Origin of the sequence: Mesorhizobium sp. CA15, assembly GCF_020165215.1 — a bacterium.
Taxonomy (GTDB): Bacteria; Pseudomonadota; Alphaproteobacteria; order Rhizobiales; family Rhizobiaceae; genus Mesorhizobium.
The window spans coordinates 86,388-103,021 of the sequence record NZ_JAIUHQ010000008.1 but is presented as its reverse complement, the minus strand read 5'-3'; the positions used below and the strand labels follow the sequence as shown (position 1 = coordinate 103,021).

Here is a 16,634-nt window from a genome sequence, read left to right as displayed (position 1 = left end):
GAAGGGACATAGGCCGATGGTCAGCCAGGCGCGCAAATCCGAATTGCTGTTTTCCGGGTCGGACTGGGATTTCAACAAGCTGTCCCGGGTCTATGACGAGATCGAAGCGATCGGCCTCGAAGAGCTTCGCCTCGACATCTACCCGGTGCAGATGGAGATCATTTCTTCCGAGCAGATGCTAGACGCCTATTCGTCGGTGGGCATGCCGCTGATGTACCGGCATTGGTCATTCGGCAAGCACTTCCTCTACAACGAACTGCTCTACCGCAAGGGCGCACGCGGTCTGGCCTACGAACTGGTCATCAACTCCAATCCCTGCATCGTCTACCTCATGGAAGAAAACACCATGGCCCTGCAGGCTTTGGTGACGGCGCATGCCGCGCTGGGACACAATCATTTCTTCAAGAACAATCACCTTTTCCGGCAATGGACGGACGCCGGCGGCATCCTGAGCTATTTGGATTTTGCCAAGAGCTACATAGCCCGATGCGAGGAACGGCATGGCTTGGCGGCCGTGGAAGCAATCCTGGATTCGGCCCACGCGCTGATGGAGCAGGGTGTGTTCCGCTATCATCGGCCGCCGAGACTGTCGTCCGAGCAGCAGCGCGAAGGGCTGCGCGAGCGCCTGGAATACGAGGAGCGTTCGTTCAACGATCTCTGGCGGACACTGCCGCCTTCGCAAGAGAGTGGCGATACCAAAACAGCCGGTGACGACGACGCGGCCGAGCGGAAGAAATCGCTCAATCTACCGGAAGAGAACCTGCTCTATTTCCTCGAGAAGAACAGTCTCGTCCTCGAGCCTTGGCAGCGCGAGATCGTCAGGATCGTGCGCGTCATCGCGCAATATTTTTATCCGCAGCGGCAGACCCAGGTGATGAACGAAGGTTGCGCGACCTTCGTGCATTACACGCTCATGAACATGCTGTTCGACCGTGGCCGCATCAGCGAAGGCGCCATGCTCGAAATCCTGCGCAACCACTCGAACGTGGTCTTCCAGCCGGCCTATGACGACCCCCGCTTTTCCGGCATCAATCCTTATGCGCTGGGTCTCGACATGATGCAGGACATCCAGCGCATCTCGACCGCGCCGACCGCCGAGGACCGCGACTGGTTTCCCGACATCGCCGGCCGCGGCGACTGGCGCGACACCTTGCTCGACGCCTGGGCCAACCATCGCGACGAATCCTTCATCCGGCAGTATCTGAGCCCAAGGCTGATCCGCAAATGGCGGCTCTTCGTGCTGGCCGACGGTGCCGACGAGCCGCACTATGAGGTGGCCTCGATTCACAATGAGCGCGGCTATGGCAAGATAAGGTCGGCGTTGGCGCAAAGCTACGATATCGGCGCCAACCGTCCCGACATCCAGGTGGTTGACGTCGACCTGCTCGGCGACCGGCATCTGCGGCTCCAGCACACGGTCAAGGATGGCGTCATGCTCGAGGGCCAGAGCCGCGACGCGACGCTGCGCCATATCCGCAACCTCTGGGGCTATGATGTCAGCCTGGCGGCAATTGATGCCGGTACCGGCGCGATACTCAGCGAGCGTTGGACCAAGGAACTTTGAGGGCATCGCCGGACATCGGCACGCCTTAGCCCTCGCTGGCGGGACGTATCCTCAATCTGGCGATGCGGTTCTTCTCGCGCTTCATCACCACGAAACGCTTGCCGTGGAAGGTGAAGGCCTGCTTCTCCTCAGGGATCGACTGCGTCTCATGGATGACGAGGCCGGCGATCGTCGTGGCTTCCTCGTCGGGCAGGTCCCAGTCGAGCGCGCGGTTCAAATCGCGGATCGGCACCGTGCCGTCGACGACGACCGAGCCATCGGCCTCTTTCTTGACACCCTGCATGTCGATGTCGTGCTCGTCGGCGATCTCGCCGACGATCTCCTCGATGATGTCTTCCAGCGTCACCAGCCCTTCGACCTCGCCATACTCGTCGACGACGATGGCGAAATGCGCCTTGCGCCGCAGGAAGGCGTTGAGCTGCTCCTGCAAGGTGGTGGTGTCCGGCACGAACCACGGCTTGGCCGCGATCTTCATGACGTCGATCCGCGAAAAATCGTTGCCGACCTCGTTGAGGGCCCTCAGCAGATCCTTCGCATGCAACACGCCGACGATGTTGTCGAGCGAGCCCTTCCACAGCGGCATGCGGGTGTGCGGGCTCTGCAGGATCTCGCGCACCACCGCTTCCGGCGCATTGTCGGCATTGACCGAGCGCATATTGGTGCGGTGGACCATGACATCCGACACTTCGAGCTCGTCGAGATCGAACAGCCCCTCCAGCCGATTGCGCTCCTCGGCAGCCGTGCCCTCGCGCCGGGGTTCGTCGCCGTCTTCATCCTTGCCGTTGCGCTCGGACCGCTGCGGCGGCTCGATCGGCCGCAGCGCATAGCCGCAAGCGGCAAGCAATCGAGCGCGGAAGACAAGCGCCAAAAGCACGATGGCGGCAAGGACGGCGGCGACGATCCAGCCCGCGCCGTTCATCCGGGATGGCTCACCTCGAGCCACCCGGGATGGCTCGATTTGAGGAAGGAGAGCACTTCCGAGGACGGCACGTCCTTGGCGATGAAAGCCTGGCCGATGCCGCGCGTCAGGATGAAGGTCAGCGCCCCGCGCGAGACCTTCTTGTCCTGGGTGATGAAGCCGAGCAGCGCCTCGGCGTCCGGCAGCTCGCCCGGAATGTCGGCCATCCGCCAAGGCAGGCCGACGGCGCGCAGATGCGCTTCGACGCGCTCCGCGTCGTCCGGGCTTGCTAGGTTGAGACGCGCCGAGAAGCGGTGCGCCAGCGCCATGCCGATGGCGACGCCCTCGCCATGGACGAGCCGGCTCCCGTCATACTGCGTGGCAGCTTCGAGCGCATGACCGAAAGTGTGGCCGAGATTGAGCAAGGCGCGGTCGCCGGTCTCGAACTCGTCGCGGGCAACGACGTCGGCCTTGGCGCGACAGGCCTCGGCGATCGCCTCGACCCGCGCCGGACCGCCGGCAAAGACTTGCCCCCAGTTCTGTTCAAGCCAGGCGAAGAAGGCCGGGCGGTCGATCAGCCCGTATTTGGCAAGCTCGGCATAACCGGCGCGGAACTCGCGGATCGGCAGCGTGTCGAGCACCTGGGTGTCGGCGAGCACCAGCCTGGGCTGGTGGAAGACGCCGACGAGATTCTTGCCGCGCGCGCTGTTGATGCCGGTCTTGCCGCCGACGGAAGAATCGACCTGCGCCAGCAGCGAGGTCGGTATCTGCACGAAATTCATGCCGCGGCGGACAATGCCGGAAGCAAAGCCGGCAAGGTCGCCGATGACGCCACCGCCGAGCGCGATCACCACGTCGCGGCGTTCGAGCCTTGCCGCGAGCACGCCGTCGACCACTTCCTCCAGATGGACGAAACTCTTGGTCTTCTCGCCGGCGGGCAGCGTGATGACGGCGGCCTGGATGCCGCCTTTGTCCAACCCAGCCTTCAGCGTGTCGAGATGTGCGGCGGCGACATTCTCGTCGGTGACGATAGCCGCGCGGGTACCAGGAAGCCGGCGCGCGATCTCCTCGCCGGAACGCTCCAGCAATCCTGAGCCGATCAGAATATCATAGGCGCGGTCGCCGAGTCCGACCTCGACCTTCACCGGTTCGGCATCGCTCACGATTGAATCTCGCCAGTTGTGGCACTCGTAGCGCCCGTTGTGATCGTGTCGATGCCGAGATGGGCGCAGAGCGCGGCGACGACTTCGTCGGCTATGATCTCCTTGCGATCGTCGCGCGTCGGCACCGTCAGGTCGGCGGTGGCGTAGACCGGATAGCGCTCGCCCATCAGCTTCTCCAGCACGCCACGCGGATCGGGATTCTTCAAGAGCGGCCGGTTCTGCTTCTTCGAAACGCGCTCCATCAACAGGTCCAGATCGGCCTTCAGCCAGACCGATACGCCATGCGCGGAAATCGCCTCGCGCGTCTGCGCATTCATGAAGGCGCCACCGCCGGTCGACAGCACTTGCGGTCCGTTCTCCAGCAGGCGCAGGATCACCCGCTGCTCCAGCGCGCGGAATTCCGGCTCGCCATAGCGCTCGAACAACTCCGGCACCGTCATGCGCGAGACGCTTTCGATCTCCTGGTCGCTGTCCATGAAGGGCAACGACAGCATCGCCGCCACCTTGCGGCCGATCGCGGTCTTGCCGGCGCCCATCAGTCCGACGAAGACGATCGACCGGCTTCCGAGCCGTTCGATCAGCGCGGCGCGGCCTTCGTCCGTCGGATTTGGTGGCAGAGCGTTCATCAGGGCCTCTTTGCGCCGTATCGACATCAAAAGCCTGTTTGCGTCAAGCACGGCCGGGACAAACGGCCGCGAAGCTTCCCCGGCAAAACCTCCTGTTCACCGAAATCCTTCGTGCTTGAATTGGCCGGATTGGCGTCCCATAAGGGCACAGGGCTTTGGAAAAGCAGAACAACAAGACGGGCGAAAATTGAATGCCGACTTTGTTTCGCTTCGTCGTGACGCTGGCGGTTCTTGCAGGCATTGCCTATGGCGCGATGTTCGCGCTGGCGATGTTCGTGGAGCCGAAAAAGGCGGAAATGAGCATCCGCATTCCGGCTGAAAAGCTCAACCCGAAGAAAAACTGACCCACGAAAACCGACAAAGAGCTGATCCCGGCCCGATGAACAGCGCCGCCCGCATCGAAGCCTTCCTCGAGATGATGAGCGCCGAGCGGGGCGCGGCCGAGAACACGCTTTCGTCCTATCGTCGCGACCTGGAGGATGCATCCGAGGCGATCAACGGCGGACTGGCGGGCGCGGGATCGGCCGACATCCGTGCCTATCTCGACGACATCGCCGCGCGCGGCTTCGCGCCGACCTCGCAGGCGCGCAAATTGTCGGCGATCCGCCAGTTCTTCAAATTCCTCTATGCCGAAGGGCTGCGCGGCGACGACCCGACCGGCACGCTGGACAGCCCGCGCAAGGGCCGGCCGCTGCCGAAGACGATGAGCGAAGCCGAGACCGGGCGCCTGCTCGACCGGGCAGCGCAGGAAGCCGGAGAATCCGGGCCGGACGGCGACAGGTTGGCCGCGTTGCGCCTGCACGCGCTAGTCGAAGTGCTCTACGCAACGGGCTTGCGCGTGTCGGAACTGGTCGGCCTGCCGGTCACGGTGGCGTTGCGCGACGATCGCTTCTTCATGGTGCGTGGCAAGGGCGACAAGGAACGCATGGTGCCGCTCTCGACCAAGGCGCGCGCCGCCATGCGCGCCTGGCTCGCCGCAAGGGCCGAGCGGCCGGCCTTTGCCGAGAGCCCGTTCCTGTTTCCGGCGTCTTCCGACAGCGGCCATCTCTCCCGGCAGGTTTTCGCCCGCGATCTCAAGGGGTTGGCCGCGCGGTCCGGCATAGCGTCGGCGAAGATCTCGCCGCATGTGCTTCGCCATGCTTTTGCCAGCCATCTCCTGCAGAACGGCGCCGATCTCAGAGCCGTTCAGCAACTTCTTGGCCATGCCGACATCTCGACCACGCAGATCTACACCCATGTGCTGGAGGAGCGGCTGGTGCGGCTGGTCAACGATCATCACCCGCTTGCCGACTAGGCCTCATATCGCTATGTGAGGGCGACGTTCCACCGCCCGGAGCCGGCATTTCAGCGGTTCCGCCAGCCATTTGCCTTCCGACGGATCGGTCCGCTCAAGCATGTACAACTACCTCGACTTTGAAAAGCCGGTGCAGGATCTGGAGCTCAAGATCCTTGAGCTGAAGAAGCTTGCCGAGAACGGAGAGGCGGTCGATGTCGGCGAAGAGATCAGCAGGCTGGAAAAGCGCTCGCGCGACGCGTTGCGCGACCTCTACAAGGCGCTCACGCCCTGGCAGAAGGTGCAGGTAGCGCGCCATCCCGACCGTCCGCATTGTGTCGACTACATCAAAGGGCTGTTCACCGATTTCACGCCTTTGGCCGGCGACCGCAATTTCGGTGACGACCAGGCGATCGTCGGCGGCTTCGCGCGTTTTCGCGGCGAGCCGGTAGCGATCATCGGCCAGGAAAAGGGTTCGGACACCGCAAGCCGCATCAAGCACAATTTCGGCTCGGTCCGGCCGGAAGGCTATCGCAAGGCGGTGCGCCTGATGGAATTGGCCGACCGCTTCCAGATCCCGCTTTTGACGCTGGTCGACACGGCCGGCGCCTATCCCGGCGTCGGCGCCGAGGAGCGCGGCCAGGCCGAAGCGATCGCGCGTTCGACCTCGGCCTGTCTTTCGCTGAAGGTGCCGTCGATCTCGGTGGTCATCGGCGAAGGCGGCTCCGGCGGCGCCATCGCGATCGCCACCGCCAATCGCGTCTACATGCTGGAGCATGCCATCTACTCGGTGATCTCGCCCGAAGGCGCCGCCTCGATCCTGTGGCGCGACACCACGCGCTCGAAGGACGCGGCGACCAACATGAAGATCACCGCGCAGGATCTTCTCGAGATGAAGATCATCGACGCCATCATTCCCGAGCCGATGGGCGGCGCCCAGCGCGCGCCGGAAACGGTGATTGCCTCGACCGGCGACCTCATCGCCAGGACGATGAAGGATTTCGCCGGCGCCAACACCGATTTCCGCGAGCAGCGCCGCGAGAAATACCTGGCGATGGGCCGCAGCCTCTGACCTCTCAAGTCCGGCAAGATGTTCAACTGTGGCCGGAATAAGCAATTCCGCCACAAAAATGCCGCCGGATTCGGCTCAATGGAAATCGCCGTGAGGGGTTTGCCAAGGCTTGCGGTAAGGAATTTTCAAGGTTAACGGGCTTACGGTCCACTGGTGTTCAGCCTATGGGCCCGGCCATGCCGACGGCCGTTGGCCCGAGAGAAGAGACGTAGCCGTATCGATGTTTGCCAAGCTTGCCCGCACCGGAATCCTGATCGCCGCTATCGGCATCGCCGGCTGCAATGATTCGTCGATGAAGGACTTCGCGCCGGAGGCCAACAAGCCGTTGCCCGATAAGATCCTCGCCGACATGAGGGCCAAGGGCATGGTACGCACCTCCTCGGTGATGGCGCGCATCTTCAAGGAGGAAGGCAAGCTCGAGATCTGGAAGGCCAAGACCAATGGCCGTTACGATCTTGTCGCCACCTACGACATCTGCAAATGGTCGGGAAAGCTCGGCCCCAAATACACCGAGGGCGACCGCCAGGCGCCGGAAGGCTTCTACACGGTGCGTCCCTCGCAGATGAATCCGCGCTCGAGCTACCATCTGTCCTTCAACATCGGCTTCCCCAACGCCTATGACCGCGCCAATGGCCGCACCGGCCAGAACCTGATGGTTCATGGCGCCTGCTCGTCGTCCGGCTGCTATTCGATGACCGATGCCCAGATCGAGCAGATCTATGCCTTCGGCCGCGACGCCTTCCAGGGCGGCCAGACCGAGTTCCAGATCCAGGCCTTTCCGTTCCGCATGACCGCCGCCAACATGGCGCGCTACCGCAACGACCCGAACTACGAGTTCTGGAAGATGCTGAAGGTCGGCTACGACAATTTCGAGATCACCAAGGTGCCGCCGAAGGTCGACGTCTGCGAGAAGCGCTACGTCTTCAACCAGGTGGCGCCGGAAGGCACGACCTTCGACCCGACCGGCCCCTGCCCCGCGACCATGCAGCCTGACTCGTTGAAAACGGCCTACGCCGACTACGAGAAGCGTTATGACGCGGCCTTCAAAGCAGCCGTCAATTCCAGCACGCCGCCGCCGAAGCCGACGATTGCCGGCATCAAGGAAGCGAGCATCGTTTCCGACTGGTCGAAGCGCCGCGCCCGCGGCGAGCGCGTGCCGATCGACCCGCCGTCGCTGAATTCCGACGGCTCGGTGACCGAAACGACCCGCATGGGCCGCATCGATTCCCCGCTCGGCCGCAAGATGGCGGCAGCCGACGCGGAAAAGGAAGCCAAGCGCAAGGCCGAAGAGCAGCGCCTGGCCGCGATCGAGGCGGCCAAGGCCGCAAAGGCAGAGGCAAGGGCGCAGGCGCTGGCCGAGAAGGAGGCCGCCAAGCAGGCGGCGCAGCAGCCGGTCGTCACCGCTGGCGTCGAGGCCGCGCCCGCCCAGCCGGCGCAGGAAACGCAGGCCGCCGCCGACGCCGACCAGGGCACCGTGTCGAAGCTGAAGAAGAAACTTCTCGGCATGTTCGGCGGCTGAGACTTCCGCTTGGCAAAGCCGCCCGCCATCTACGATCTCAAGGGACTGAACTGTCCGTTGCCGGTGCTGAAGGCCCGCAAGCGGCTGGCTGCGATGCGACCCGGCGCCCGGCTGTGGCTCGAAACCACCGATCCGCTGGCGGTGATCGACATCCCGGCCTTCTGCGCCGATGCCGGCCACCAGCTGCTCGAGACGGCGGCCGTCACTGGCGGCCACCGTTTCCTGGTCGAGCGCGGCAACGCGGCTGACCTGCTTGCTTCAGCTTAAAGCCCGGCAATCGCGAGCGGATTGGCTTCCAGCGCTGCGCGGTCCGGCGTGTCGATCGACGGCTTGTTGGTGAAGGCCGCGAACAGCCGCTGGATATAGTCATCCGGCATGTCGAGCGTGATCAGCACCAGCCTGGTTCCGCGCTGGCCGTCGGGCCAGGCCGGCAGTCTCGCCGGCGGATGCAGGATCTTCTGCACGCCGTGGATGACCAGCGGCCGCGAGGGATCCTCCGCGAGTTCGATGACACCCTTCATGCGCAGGAGTTTCTCGCCATGCGTCGAGCGCAGGAGATCGAGGAACATCTCGATCGCCGAGAACGGCACCGGGCCGTCATGGACGAGCGAGTGGGAGCGCACGCGCGTGTCGTGGCGATGCTCATGATGGTGGTGGCGATCATGCTCGCCGTCATGGTGGTGATGGTCGTGATCATGGTCGTGCGCCGCCTCTTCGCCAAGCCAGCGCCGCACGTCGGCGGACTTGGTTTCAGGATCATAGAGACCACAATTGAACAGCGCCGCTGCGCCGGCCTCCTCGACATCGAGCACGACCGCGCCCGGATTGATCAGCTTGAGCCTTGCCCGCAACGCCTCGACTGCGGCCGCGTCCACAAGATCGGTCTTGGTCAGCACGACGCGGTCGGCCACCGCGGCCTGTTTCACCGCCTCGACATGGGCGTCCAGCGTCGCCTCGCCGTTGACGGCGTCGACCAGCGTGATGACGCCGTCGAGCCGGAACGCCTGCACCAGCGCCGGATGCGCCATGATCGACTGCAGCACCGGTGCCGGATCGGCCAGGCCCGTCGTCTCGACGACGACACGGGCCAATTTCGCGATACGGCCGGTCTGGAGCCGGTCGACCAGATCGGCGAGCGTATCGACCAGGTCGCCGCGCACCGTGCAGCAGAGGCAGCCGTCGGAAAGCTGGATGATGCCGTCCGAAGCCTGCTCCACCAGCAGATGGTCGATCGCCACCTCGCCGAACTCGTTGATGATCACCGCCGTATCGGCAAGCGCCGGATCCTTGAGCAGCCGATTGAGCACCGTCGTCTTGCCGGCGCCGAGAAAGCCGGTGAGCACCGAAACAGGGATGGGAAAGCCACTCATTGGTTTGCCTAGTTGGCAGCTTTGACGGGCTGGTCGCCCTGCGCTCCGGCAGCGGCGGTCGCCAGCGGCTCGGCGCCGGGCGGCGCCGGCCTGTCCGGTCGCCAGACCGGCAGCGGCACATCGGCATAGTTCTGGTCGGTCTGGTCGACGAAGGCCTTCGGCGCGGGTCCCGTGGCGCCGCCGAGGCCGACTGCGATGAGCGTGGGATGGGCGAGCTTCACCTGATAGGGCGATTTCGGTTTATTCTTGGCGGCAACCTCGGGCGCCGCCTCCGATTGCTCCGCCTTCGGCTTTTTCGCGCAGATCTCGTCATGCATGTCGTTGGGTGACAGCGTGTCGCCATATGGCTTGAGAGCGGCGAGCGTGGTCGAACCGACCGCCGGCATCTCAAAACCCTGGTCGAGCAGCTTTGCCGCCGCTTCGGCGCGGCTGACCGCCGATTTCTCGCCAAGCACCACGGCGACCAGCGTGCGCCCGTTGCGCGTCGCCGAGCCAATCATGTTGAAGCCGGACGGGCAGACGAAGCCGGTCTTCATGCCGTCGGCGCCCGGATAGCGGCCGATCAGGAGATTGTAGTTCGGGAGCGCCTTCTTGCCGACCGCAAGGCCTTCGATCGAGAACCACGGGGCATATTGCGGAAAATCATTGCGCAACGCCGTCACCAGCACGGCAAGGTCGCGCGCGGTCGTATACTGGTCCGGCGAATAGAGCCCGTTCGGATTGACGAAATGCGTGCCGACCATGCCGAGCCGGGCCGCCTCGGCGTTCATGCGCTCGGCGAACGCGGCCTGCGACCCGCCGATATTCTCGCCGACCGCCATGGCTATGTCGTTGGCCGACTTGACCAGCATCATCTTCAGCGCATTGTCGAGCCGCATCACCGAACCCGGCTTGAAGCCCATCTTGCTCGGCGGCTCGCCGGCCGAATGCTTCGTCACCTTGATCGGCGAATCGAGCGCTACCTCGCCGGCCTGGATCGCGCGGAAGGCGACATAGGCCGTCATCAGCTTGCTGAGCGAGGCCGGATACCAGCGCTTGAACGCGTCCTGGTGCTCCAGCACAGAGCCGCTCTTGAGGTCGAAAAGCACGACCGGATTGGCGCGCGCCGTGCCGGCAAGCACCGGAAGCGCCAGCGCGCCTGCCAGCAACAGGTTGAGGAAATGCCTTTGCCGCATGATTAAATCCGAAATCGCCTCTTGCCGTGATCGCCGCTGGCTCCGTAAGATTTCGTTACCCATCGCCAGCATAATGCGACCCGACCCTCGACCCCGGGCCGCATTGTTGCGGTGCTATTTACCCTATGTGACGCCAAAATGGCAAAGTGCCATATATTCACAATTGCTGAGCAGTGGCCCTGAACCGACTGCCGCCAGTCAACCAAGAGATGGACCGACCATGCCGATTCTGAACCGCGCCGCGCAAATGCAGGAAGAAGTTGCCGGCTGGCGACGACATCTGCACCAGACACCGGAGCTGAATTTCGACGTCTTCCAGACTGCCGGTTTCGTCACCGAGAAGCTGACGGCCTTCGGCTGCGACGAGGTGGTGACGGGACTGGGCAAGACCGGCGTCGTCGGCATCATCCGCGGCCGCAAGGGCGATGGCCCGACCATCGGGCTGCGCGCCGACATGGACGCGCTGCCGATCGACGAGATCACCGGCAAGCCGTGGGCCTCGACCGTGCGCGGCAAGATGCATGCCTGCGGCCATGACGGCCACACCGCCATGCTCTTGGGCGCCGCCAAATATCTGGCCGAGACGCGCAATTTCGCCGGCACCGTGGCGGTGATCTTCCAGCCGGCCGAGGAAGGCGGCGGCGGCGGCAACGAAATGGTCAAGGACGGCATGATGGAGCGTTTCGCCATCGAGAAAGTGTTCGGCATGCACAATATGCCGGGGCTGCCGGTCGGCCAGTTCGCCATCAAGCCCGGCCCGATCATGGCCGCGACCGCCGAATTCACCATCACCGTCAAGGGCCGCGGCGGCCATGCCGCGATGCCGCACGGCACAATCGACCCGATCGTCATCGCCAGCCAGTTGGTTGGCGCGCTGCAAACCATTGCCTCGCGCAGCACCGATCCGGTCGAGTCCGTGGTGGTGTCGGTGACGAAGTTCCACGCCGGCGACGCCTATAACGTCATCCCCGAAAGCGCCGAGATCGCCGGCACCGTGCGCACGCTGAAGAAAGAAGTGGCCAAGAAATCGGAAGAGCGCATTCGCGCACTCTGCGCCGGCCTCGCCTCCGCCTTCGGCGCCACCATCGAGGTCGATTACGACGCCAACTACCCTGTCACCTTCAACCATGCCGAGGAAACCGTGTTTGCGGGCGACATCGCCGCCGACATCGCCGGCGACAGCCACGTCCACCGCGCCATCCAGCCGGTGATGGGCGGCGAGGATTTTTCCTATATGCTGGAAGCCCGCCCCGGCGCCTTCATCTTCATCGGCAATGGCGACTCGGCCGGCCTGCATCACCCGGCCTACGACTTCAACGACGAGGTCATCCCGCACGGCATGAGCTATTGGGTGAAGCTGGCCGAGACCGCGCTGGCAGCCTGAGCGCACGCAGGCGAAGGCGACGTTCCGCCATCCGGCTTGGCGGCGCGGCCCACCGAGATGAATTGCAGCCCGAGGGGAGGTCAGCATGCCCCTTGGCGAACCGGCCCGAAGCGTTTATGTGTCGGGCCGCGTGGTCCCGTAGCTCAGTAGGATAGAGCGGCAGATTCCTAATCTGTAGGTCACAGGTTCGATTCCTGTCGGGATCACCATATTTTCAAAGGCTTGGCGAGCAGGTCGCCGCACGCTGGGGTCAAAGTGATCCCGAAGTGAACGGCCCCGAAAGATGGTGCCTGCGCATAAGTGTGGAGAGACGGTTCGCGGCCTCGGCGAATGTCTCGCCTCCGGAAGCGATCAGCGCCGGTCTTTCCTGTTCGGGCGCAGCCAGGACGCGTTCCCAGAACGCGGCGACGACGGCGCTCGACCGGGCGAGATCGGCGGCCGCGTTTTGATCGTCGGCCAGCGCCGCCAGATGCTGGGGATTGATGCCGCCGATACCGGGCGGGACTTTCGCTCCCATGTCGACGAAACCCGGAGGCAGCGATCCCTTCAGATTGTGGACGCGATGCTCGACGATGGCGGCGTAGATCTGGTCGACGGCCTGCTTGGCGCCGGCGACACGGGAGGGGTGGTCGGTGTCGGCCGCGGCGTGAGGGAGGAGTTCCAGACGCTGGCCATAGGCCTCGACCAGTCTGAGATAGGGCAGCATTGGTCCCGAAAGGGTGCTGCCGTCCTTGAACAGGTCCGCATCGATCGCCGCATGGGAAACGCGCCCTGACGCCAGCGCGCGCTCCAGTGCTGCCACATCGACCAGCTCGCCGCGATCGTAGTTGATGAGCACCGCGCCGTGGTGGAGGAGGGAGAGGACTTCATCTCCGATCAGTCCGGCATTGGCGTATCGCTGCTGGCCGGCATCGTAGGGACCGAGGCCTAGGTGGACCGAAAGCGCGTCGGCGCCGCGCGCGGCGTCTTCGATGGTCTCGGCATAGTCGAAGCCTTCTGCCTCGATCCATTTATGGTGACGGGACCGCGCATGGATGGTGACCCGCATGCCGAAGGCCTGGCCGAGCCTGGCGAATTCCCGGCCGATATTGCCGTAGCCGATCACCGCCAGCCTTTTGCCTTCGAGCTTCTCGGTCGGATAATGCCGCAGATCTTTTCCGGTATCGAACTGCCCGCCGGCGACCAGGGTGTTGAGCTTGTCCACGGGGAGATCCGGCCTGACTTTCAGCAGCGCCTTCATGGCCATTTGCGCGGTGGCGCGGCTGTTGATGCCCGGCGTGTTCATCAACGGCGCTTCGCCGCCTTCCCCGCTGCCTCCGCCCCAGGATGCCGAGCCCATATTGCCGGTGCCGGCGCCGATACGCACGCCGCCAAGGCGGAACCTGGTCTCCGCCGGAATGAAGGTCGCGGCGGCGATGACGGCGTCGTAGCGGCCGTCACCGGCCTCTGCCAGCAATTCGTCACGCGTGCTCAATTGCGGCAGGTAGAAGAAATGCAGCCTGTCGGGGTCAAGGGCGCCGGCCTTGGCGATGCCTGTCTGGTGGAACACGCCGCCCTTGGCTTCGATATAGGCCTTGACCTCGCTGTGGTCGGGATTGCCGTCCGCGCCAAAGCGCAGCCCGAGAAAATCGCAGATCAGAATATTGGCTGATGTCATGGAGCGTCGTTTCCCTGCAGCTGTCTCCAGTTACTCCAATCCGTGATCCGATGGATCGCGCGAAACGGCATATCCGGGTCGCAACCGAGAGATCGCCGTAAGGAAGTTAAAACTTGTCGGCTCTGAAAGGTGAGGACCCGCGAAATGGCGCAGGCGCAGAAGAGCAGGCTCGCGCCCGAAGCCGGCCTGGTCGGCGTCAACCATATGTTCCGGAGAAACCGACAACGGTTGGATGGGGCATGCGCGTTCCTCGGAAGCCGGCGCTGGATCTAATTTCTATAATTTTTATAGATTCTGGCTTGCCTTAGAAGGAACGATCCGCCTTCGAGGGCTCCTCCCCGAACAATTTTCCATGGATCGGACTGATCGTGGTCAGATGCCCGGCCGGGTCAGCCTGAGATAATGTCGTAGTGAAGGATCTGGGCGTCGCCGAGGGACGATCTGCGTCCGGGCGAGATGACGCCGGAGCCGAAGAGAAGAATATCTTCGCGGCGTATGAACACTTCATGGCCGGGTCCCATCGACACAAATGTGCCCGACGAGCTTCGCTCGACAAGGCGCGCTTTACCATTCGAAATGGTGAAGGTCGCGTGGAGCCTTGAAACCCAGGGCCGCTGGACGACGATATTGCATTCCGGAGATCGGCCGATCGTCACGAATTCGTTGTTTCGGCAGGATCGCGACTGATCTTCATAGCGGATGACCAGATTGATCTGCGGCGGCGGGGCGGAGCGCCTATCGACAAAGGTGCCTCGGTTGGCGATGTGCGTGCTGAGGGCCCCATCGTCGCTCCTCAGCGTATAGACGTCGAAGAGTTCTTGCTTTCCCTTGAAGGCCATTTTGTCGAGGAGCCGCAAGGTACTGCGGCTGCCCGCGGAAAGGGCTTCGAAGAAGCTCTGGCTGATCAGCACCTCCCCGGGGTTGGCCGTGGTGGACAACCTTGCGGTGACATTGACAACGTCGCCGAATAGCGCGCCGCGCGCGCGAATGACCGCCCCGAAATGCAATCCGATCCGGGCGCTCAACGGTCCCTTCATCAGTTGGCTGCTGATTTGGCAGACGGCCCTCAGCGCCGCCTCCGGCCTCTCGAACAGGCTGAGCACGTCATCGCCCTTCGAGTAAATGAAGTCGCCGCCGTGTTGGGCGACGATCTCGCGTATCGCGTCGAGGCAATCCGAGACCTGCCGCAAAGCGTCATCGTCGCCGATGCGCTCATAGAGCGGCGTGCTGCCCACGACGTCAGCCAAGAGGACCGCGGCTAGAAGTCTTTCCTGATCCATCGACTCGTGTCCGCCCCGAGAACGAAGCGTGTATAACATACCAAGGTCGACTTTGACTTATCCACGTGCGCGCCCGCGCCGCCGGGCAGGTGCTTCGGCGCGATTATCTCGCACGGACAGGCATCTGCCTTCGCTCATCCCGCCAAAACAGGTTATCGGGCTCTGAAATAGCGGCGAAAGAAGTTTCGTTTCCCTAACCCGGGCTGCCGACCGCCGGATTGGCGATGATCGCCGCCCGGAAGCGGGCGACGAAATCGTCGAGCGCCGGGCGTTCGGCGTCCGAGATCGCCCAGTAGGAGAAGGCGTCGTCTGTCCAGTGGACCAGCAGGAAGCCACCTGCCGACAGATCGTCCGCCACCGGCACCGATTTGGCCTCGTTCTGCCGTGGCTCCGCCACCAGCGTGATCAGATGCTCTTGATGGCGGTAGACCAGAGCCGGCATCGGCCTGTCGCCGATCACCTCGACGCGCCCGCCAAGCAGGGCGTAACCATCCTTGGCCATGTCGGGCGCCGCCGGCGAGACGCCGATGCGGCCGTCGAGCCATGGCTTCACCGTGTGGCGGTCGGACGAGACGATGTCGACCGGGGTCGCCGCGAGCAGGCTGCGGCGATGGCCGTTGGCGACGGCCACGGCAAAGCTGTCGGACCCATTGTCCGCCGTCGCCAGCCACTGCGTCGCGCCGCTGGCCAGAAACGCCGTCAGCACGATCGAGGCCGCCATCTGGCGCCAGTCGAAGGAGTTGAACCAGCGTGCCGCGCGCGGCCGCATCTCGACGACATTGCCTTGCTGCTGTTGCGGCTGTGACTGCGCCTTCACGGCTGTGGATTGGACGGCTTCGTCGGCCCCACTCACCTCGGCGATGGCCGCAATGCGGGCCAGAAAATCGTCGCGGACCGCCTGGCGCGGCACATTGGCGACAGCGCCGCGCAGCGCCACCAGGCGCGCGTGTTCGGCGGCCAGCGCCGGATCGGCGGCCATGCGCCGCTCGACCGCCAAAGCGGCCGCGGCATCGAGCTCGCCATCGACAAGGGCGTGGATCATCAGCTTCATATCCTGCGGGTCTTGCGGCAATCCATCCTCACGCGGGCGATTTTCATGCGGGCTCATGGGGCCCTCCAAGTTCCGTCATCAAGAGGCCGCGGGCTCTCGCCAGCCGCGACATCACCGTGCCTTGCGGCACGCCGAGCATGGCGGCGATCTCGCGGTAGCTGAGACCGTTGATGTCGCGCAGCACAAGTGTTTCGCGGAAGGCTTGCGGCAGCCTGGCGATCGCCGCTTCCACCGCCGCCGAATTGGCCTTGGCGATCAGCGCCGCCTCCGGGCTGTCGGTGTCAGTGTCGGGCGGCGGCGACACGTCGTCGAGATCGGCGAGGTCGCCGACGGCGACCACGCTGCGCGGGCGGTTGCGCGCCATCCATGTGTAGGAAGCGTTGCGCACGATGGTGAGCAGCCACGCGCGGGGGTTTCCCCCAGCGAACCCGGCAATGCCTGCATGCGCCTTGAGGCAGGCCTCCTGCACCACATCCTCGGCGTCGGCTTGATTGCCCGTGAGCCAGCGGGCAAGCGACAGCGCATCACCAAGATGCGGCAGCACCACTTCGGCAAAACGCGCTGCCAGCATCTTTTCGCTCAACACCGTTCCGCCGTCGGGC

Annotated in this window: 16 protein-coding genes and 1 tRNA gene; 8 read left to right on the top strand and 9 right to left on the bottom strand. The window is 64.2% G+C overall.

Annotation, left to right across the window (positions count from 1 at the left end):
* Window positions 1-16 precede the first annotated feature (16 nt).
* Complete coding sequence (locus LB515_RS15640; protein WP_224708251.1) at window positions 17-1,564, top strand: SpoVR family protein; 1,548 nt, start codon at window positions 17-19, stop codon at window positions 1,562-1,564.
* A gap of 25 nt (window positions 1,565-1,589) precedes the next feature.
* On the opposite strand, the gene LB515_RS15635 is transcribed toward LB515_RS15640, so the two are convergent.
* Genes LB515_RS15635 through LB515_RS15625 form a run of 3 tightly spaced genes read right to left on the bottom strand, consistent with a single transcriptional unit; the run spans window position 1,590 to window position 4,251 of the window.
* Window positions 1,590-2,483: an HlyC/CorC family transporter gene (locus LB515_RS15635; RefSeq protein ID WP_224708250.1), complete on the bottom strand. Its 894-nt coding sequence runs from the start codon at window positions 2,481-2,483 to the stop codon at window positions 1,590-1,592.
* A complete protein-coding gene (gene aroB, locus LB515_RS15630) occupies window positions 2,480-3,625 on the bottom strand; it encodes a 3-dehydroquinate synthase (RefSeq protein ID WP_224708249.1) in 1,146 nt (381 codons plus the stop codon). The genes LB515_RS15635 and aroB overlap by 4 nt, the downstream gene beginning before the upstream one ends.
* Window positions 3,622-4,251 (bottom strand): shikimate kinase, encoded by a 630-nt coding sequence (locus LB515_RS15625; protein WP_224708248.1) that lies wholly within the window; start codon window positions 4,249-4,251, stop codon window positions 3,622-3,624. Before LB515_RS15625 ends, aroB begins: the two co-directional genes overlap by 4 nt.
* 191 nt (window positions 4,252-4,442) lie before the next feature.
* Between LB515_RS15625 and LB515_RS15620 the strand changes: the two genes are divergently transcribed.
* The 5 genes from LB515_RS15620 to LB515_RS15600 all read left to right on the top strand — a co-directional run bounded on the left by LB515_RS15620 (window position 4,443) and on the right by LB515_RS15600 (window position 8,382).
* A complete protein-coding gene (locus LB515_RS15620; RefSeq protein WP_042643428.1) occupies window positions 4,443-4,595 on the top strand; it encodes a hypothetical protein in 153 nt (50 codons plus the stop codon).
* A 35-nt stretch (window positions 4,596-4,630) separates the two neighbouring features.
* Entirely contained in the window at window positions 4,631-5,545 is a 915-nt protein-coding gene (locus tag LB515_RS15615; RefSeq protein WP_224527325.1) for a site-specific tyrosine recombinase XerD, read from the top strand.
* A gap of 100 nt (window positions 5,546-5,645) precedes the next feature.
* Window positions 5,646-6,596: an acetyl-CoA carboxylase carboxyltransferase subunit alpha gene (locus tag LB515_RS15610; RefSeq protein WP_140843171.1), complete on the top strand. Its 951-nt coding sequence runs from the start codon at window positions 5,646-5,648 to the stop codon at window positions 6,594-6,596.
* Between the two features lie 220 nt (window positions 6,597-6,816).
* Entirely contained in the window at window positions 6,817-8,115 is a 1,299-nt protein-coding gene (locus LB515_RS15605; RefSeq protein ID WP_224636960.1) for a murein L,D-transpeptidase family protein, read from the top strand.
* 9 nt (window positions 8,116-8,124) lie between these two features.
* A complete protein-coding gene (locus LB515_RS15600; RefSeq protein ID WP_095767426.1) occupies window positions 8,125-8,382 on the top strand; it encodes a sulfurtransferase TusA family protein in 258 nt (85 codons plus the stop codon).
* Here the strand turns inward: LB515_RS15600 and LB515_RS15595 are convergent.
* Window positions 8,379-9,485: a CobW family GTP-binding protein gene (locus LB515_RS15595; RefSeq protein WP_224708247.1), complete on the bottom strand. Its 1,107-nt coding sequence runs from the start codon at window positions 9,483-9,485 to the stop codon at window positions 8,379-8,381. The two genes, LB515_RS15600 and LB515_RS15595, sit on opposite strands and share 4 nt — an antisense overlap.
* Window positions 9,486-9,493: 8 nt before the next feature.
* Window positions 9,494-10,660 (bottom strand): D-alanyl-D-alanine carboxypeptidase family protein, encoded by a 1,167-nt coding sequence (locus tag LB515_RS15590; RefSeq protein WP_224708246.1) that lies wholly within the window; start codon window positions 10,658-10,660, stop codon window positions 9,494-9,496.
* 220 nt (window positions 10,661-10,880) lie between these two features.
* On the opposite strand from LB515_RS15590, the gene LB515_RS15585 reads away from it, so the two are divergent.
* Both LB515_RS15585 and LB515_RS15580 read left to right on the top strand, forming a co-directional pair.
* Window positions 10,881-12,044 carry a M20 aminoacylase family protein gene (locus LB515_RS15585; RefSeq protein WP_224708245.1) on the top strand — a complete coding sequence of 388 codons (1,164 nt, stop codon included), beginning with the start codon at window positions 10,881-10,883 and terminating at the stop codon, window positions 12,042-12,044.
* A 132-nt stretch (window positions 12,045-12,176) separates the two neighbouring features.
* Window positions 12,177-12,253, top strand: a tRNA-Arg gene (locus LB515_RS15580).
* Between the two features lie 41 nt (window positions 12,254-12,294).
* Here the strand turns inward: LB515_RS15580 and LB515_RS15575 are convergent.
* The 4 genes from LB515_RS15575 to LB515_RS15560 form a co-directional block, all read right to left on the bottom strand.
* On the bottom strand, window positions 12,295-13,701 hold the full coding sequence (locus LB515_RS15575; protein ID WP_224708244.1) for an NAD(P)-dependent oxidoreductase: 1,407 nt from the start codon (window positions 13,699-13,701) through the stop codon (window positions 12,295-12,297).
* Between the two features lie 389 nt (window positions 13,702-14,090).
* Window positions 14,091-14,981, bottom strand: a complete 891-nt coding sequence (locus tag LB515_RS15570; protein ID WP_224708243.1) for an adenylate/guanylate cyclase domain-containing protein — start codon at window positions 14,979-14,981, stop codon at window positions 14,091-14,093.
* A gap of 193 nt (window positions 14,982-15,174) precedes the next feature.
* On the bottom strand, window positions 15,175-16,089 hold the full coding sequence (locus LB515_RS15565) for an anti-sigma factor family protein (RefSeq protein WP_224708242.1): 915 nt from the start codon (window positions 16,087-16,089) through the stop codon (window positions 15,175-15,177).
* Window positions 16,076-16,615 (bottom strand): sigma-70 family RNA polymerase sigma factor, encoded by a 540-nt coding sequence (locus LB515_RS15560; RefSeq protein WP_224708241.1) that lies wholly within the window; start codon window positions 16,613-16,615, stop codon window positions 16,076-16,078. Before LB515_RS15560 ends, LB515_RS15565 begins: the two co-directional genes overlap by 14 nt.
* Window positions 16,616-16,634 lie beyond the last annotated feature (19 nt).

Excerpts from the sequence above, each read along its gene's own strand:
- LB515_RS15640 (WP_224708251.1), top strand. The coding sequence starts at position 17 with ATGGTCAGCCAGGCGCGCAAATCCGAATTGCTGTTTTCCGGGTCGGAC.
- LB515_RS15635 (WP_224708250.1), bottom strand. The coding sequence starts at position 2,483 with ATGAACGGCGCGGGCTGGATCGTCGCCGCCGTCCTTGCCGCCATCGTG.
- LB515_RS15625 (WP_224708248.1), bottom strand. The coding sequence starts at position 4,251 with ATGAACGCTCTGCCACCAAATCCGACGGACGAAGGCCGCGCCGCGCTG.
- LB515_RS15620 (WP_042643428.1), top strand. The coding sequence starts at position 4,443 with ATGCCGACTTTGTTTCGCTTCGTCGTGACGCTGGCGGTTCTTGCAGGC.
- LB515_RS15615 (WP_224527325.1), top strand. The coding sequence starts at position 4,631 with ATGAACAGCGCCGCCCGCATCGAAGCCTTCCTCGAGATGATGAGCGCC.
- LB515_RS15610 (WP_140843171.1), top strand. The coding sequence starts at position 5,646 with ATGTACAACTACCTCGACTTTGAAAAGCCGGTGCAGGATCTGGAGCTC.
- LB515_RS15605 (WP_224636960.1), top strand. The coding sequence starts at position 6,817 with ATGTTTGCCAAGCTTGCCCGCACCGGAATCCTGATCGCCGCTATCGGC.
- LB515_RS15595 (WP_224708247.1), bottom strand. The coding sequence starts at position 9,485 with ATGAGTGGCTTTCCCATCCCTGTTTCGGTGCTCACCGGCTTTCTCGGC.
- LB515_RS15590 (WP_224708246.1), bottom strand. The coding sequence starts at position 10,660 with ATGCGGCAAAGGCATTTCCTCAACCTGTTGCTGGCAGGCGCGCTGGCG.
- LB515_RS15585 (WP_224708245.1), top strand. The coding sequence starts at position 10,881 with ATGCCGATTCTGAACCGCGCCGCGCAAATGCAGGAAGAAGTTGCCGGC.
- LB515_RS15575 (WP_224708244.1), bottom strand. The coding sequence starts at position 13,701 with ATGACATCAGCCAATATTCTGATCTGCGATTTTCTCGGGCTGCGCTTT.
- LB515_RS15570 (WP_224708243.1), bottom strand. The coding sequence starts at position 14,981 with ATGGATCAGGAAAGACTTCTAGCCGCGGTCCTCTTGGCTGACGTCGTG.
- LB515_RS15565 (WP_224708242.1), bottom strand. The coding sequence starts at position 16,089 with ATGAGCCCGCATGAAAATCGCCCGCGTGAGGATGGATTGCCGCAAGAC.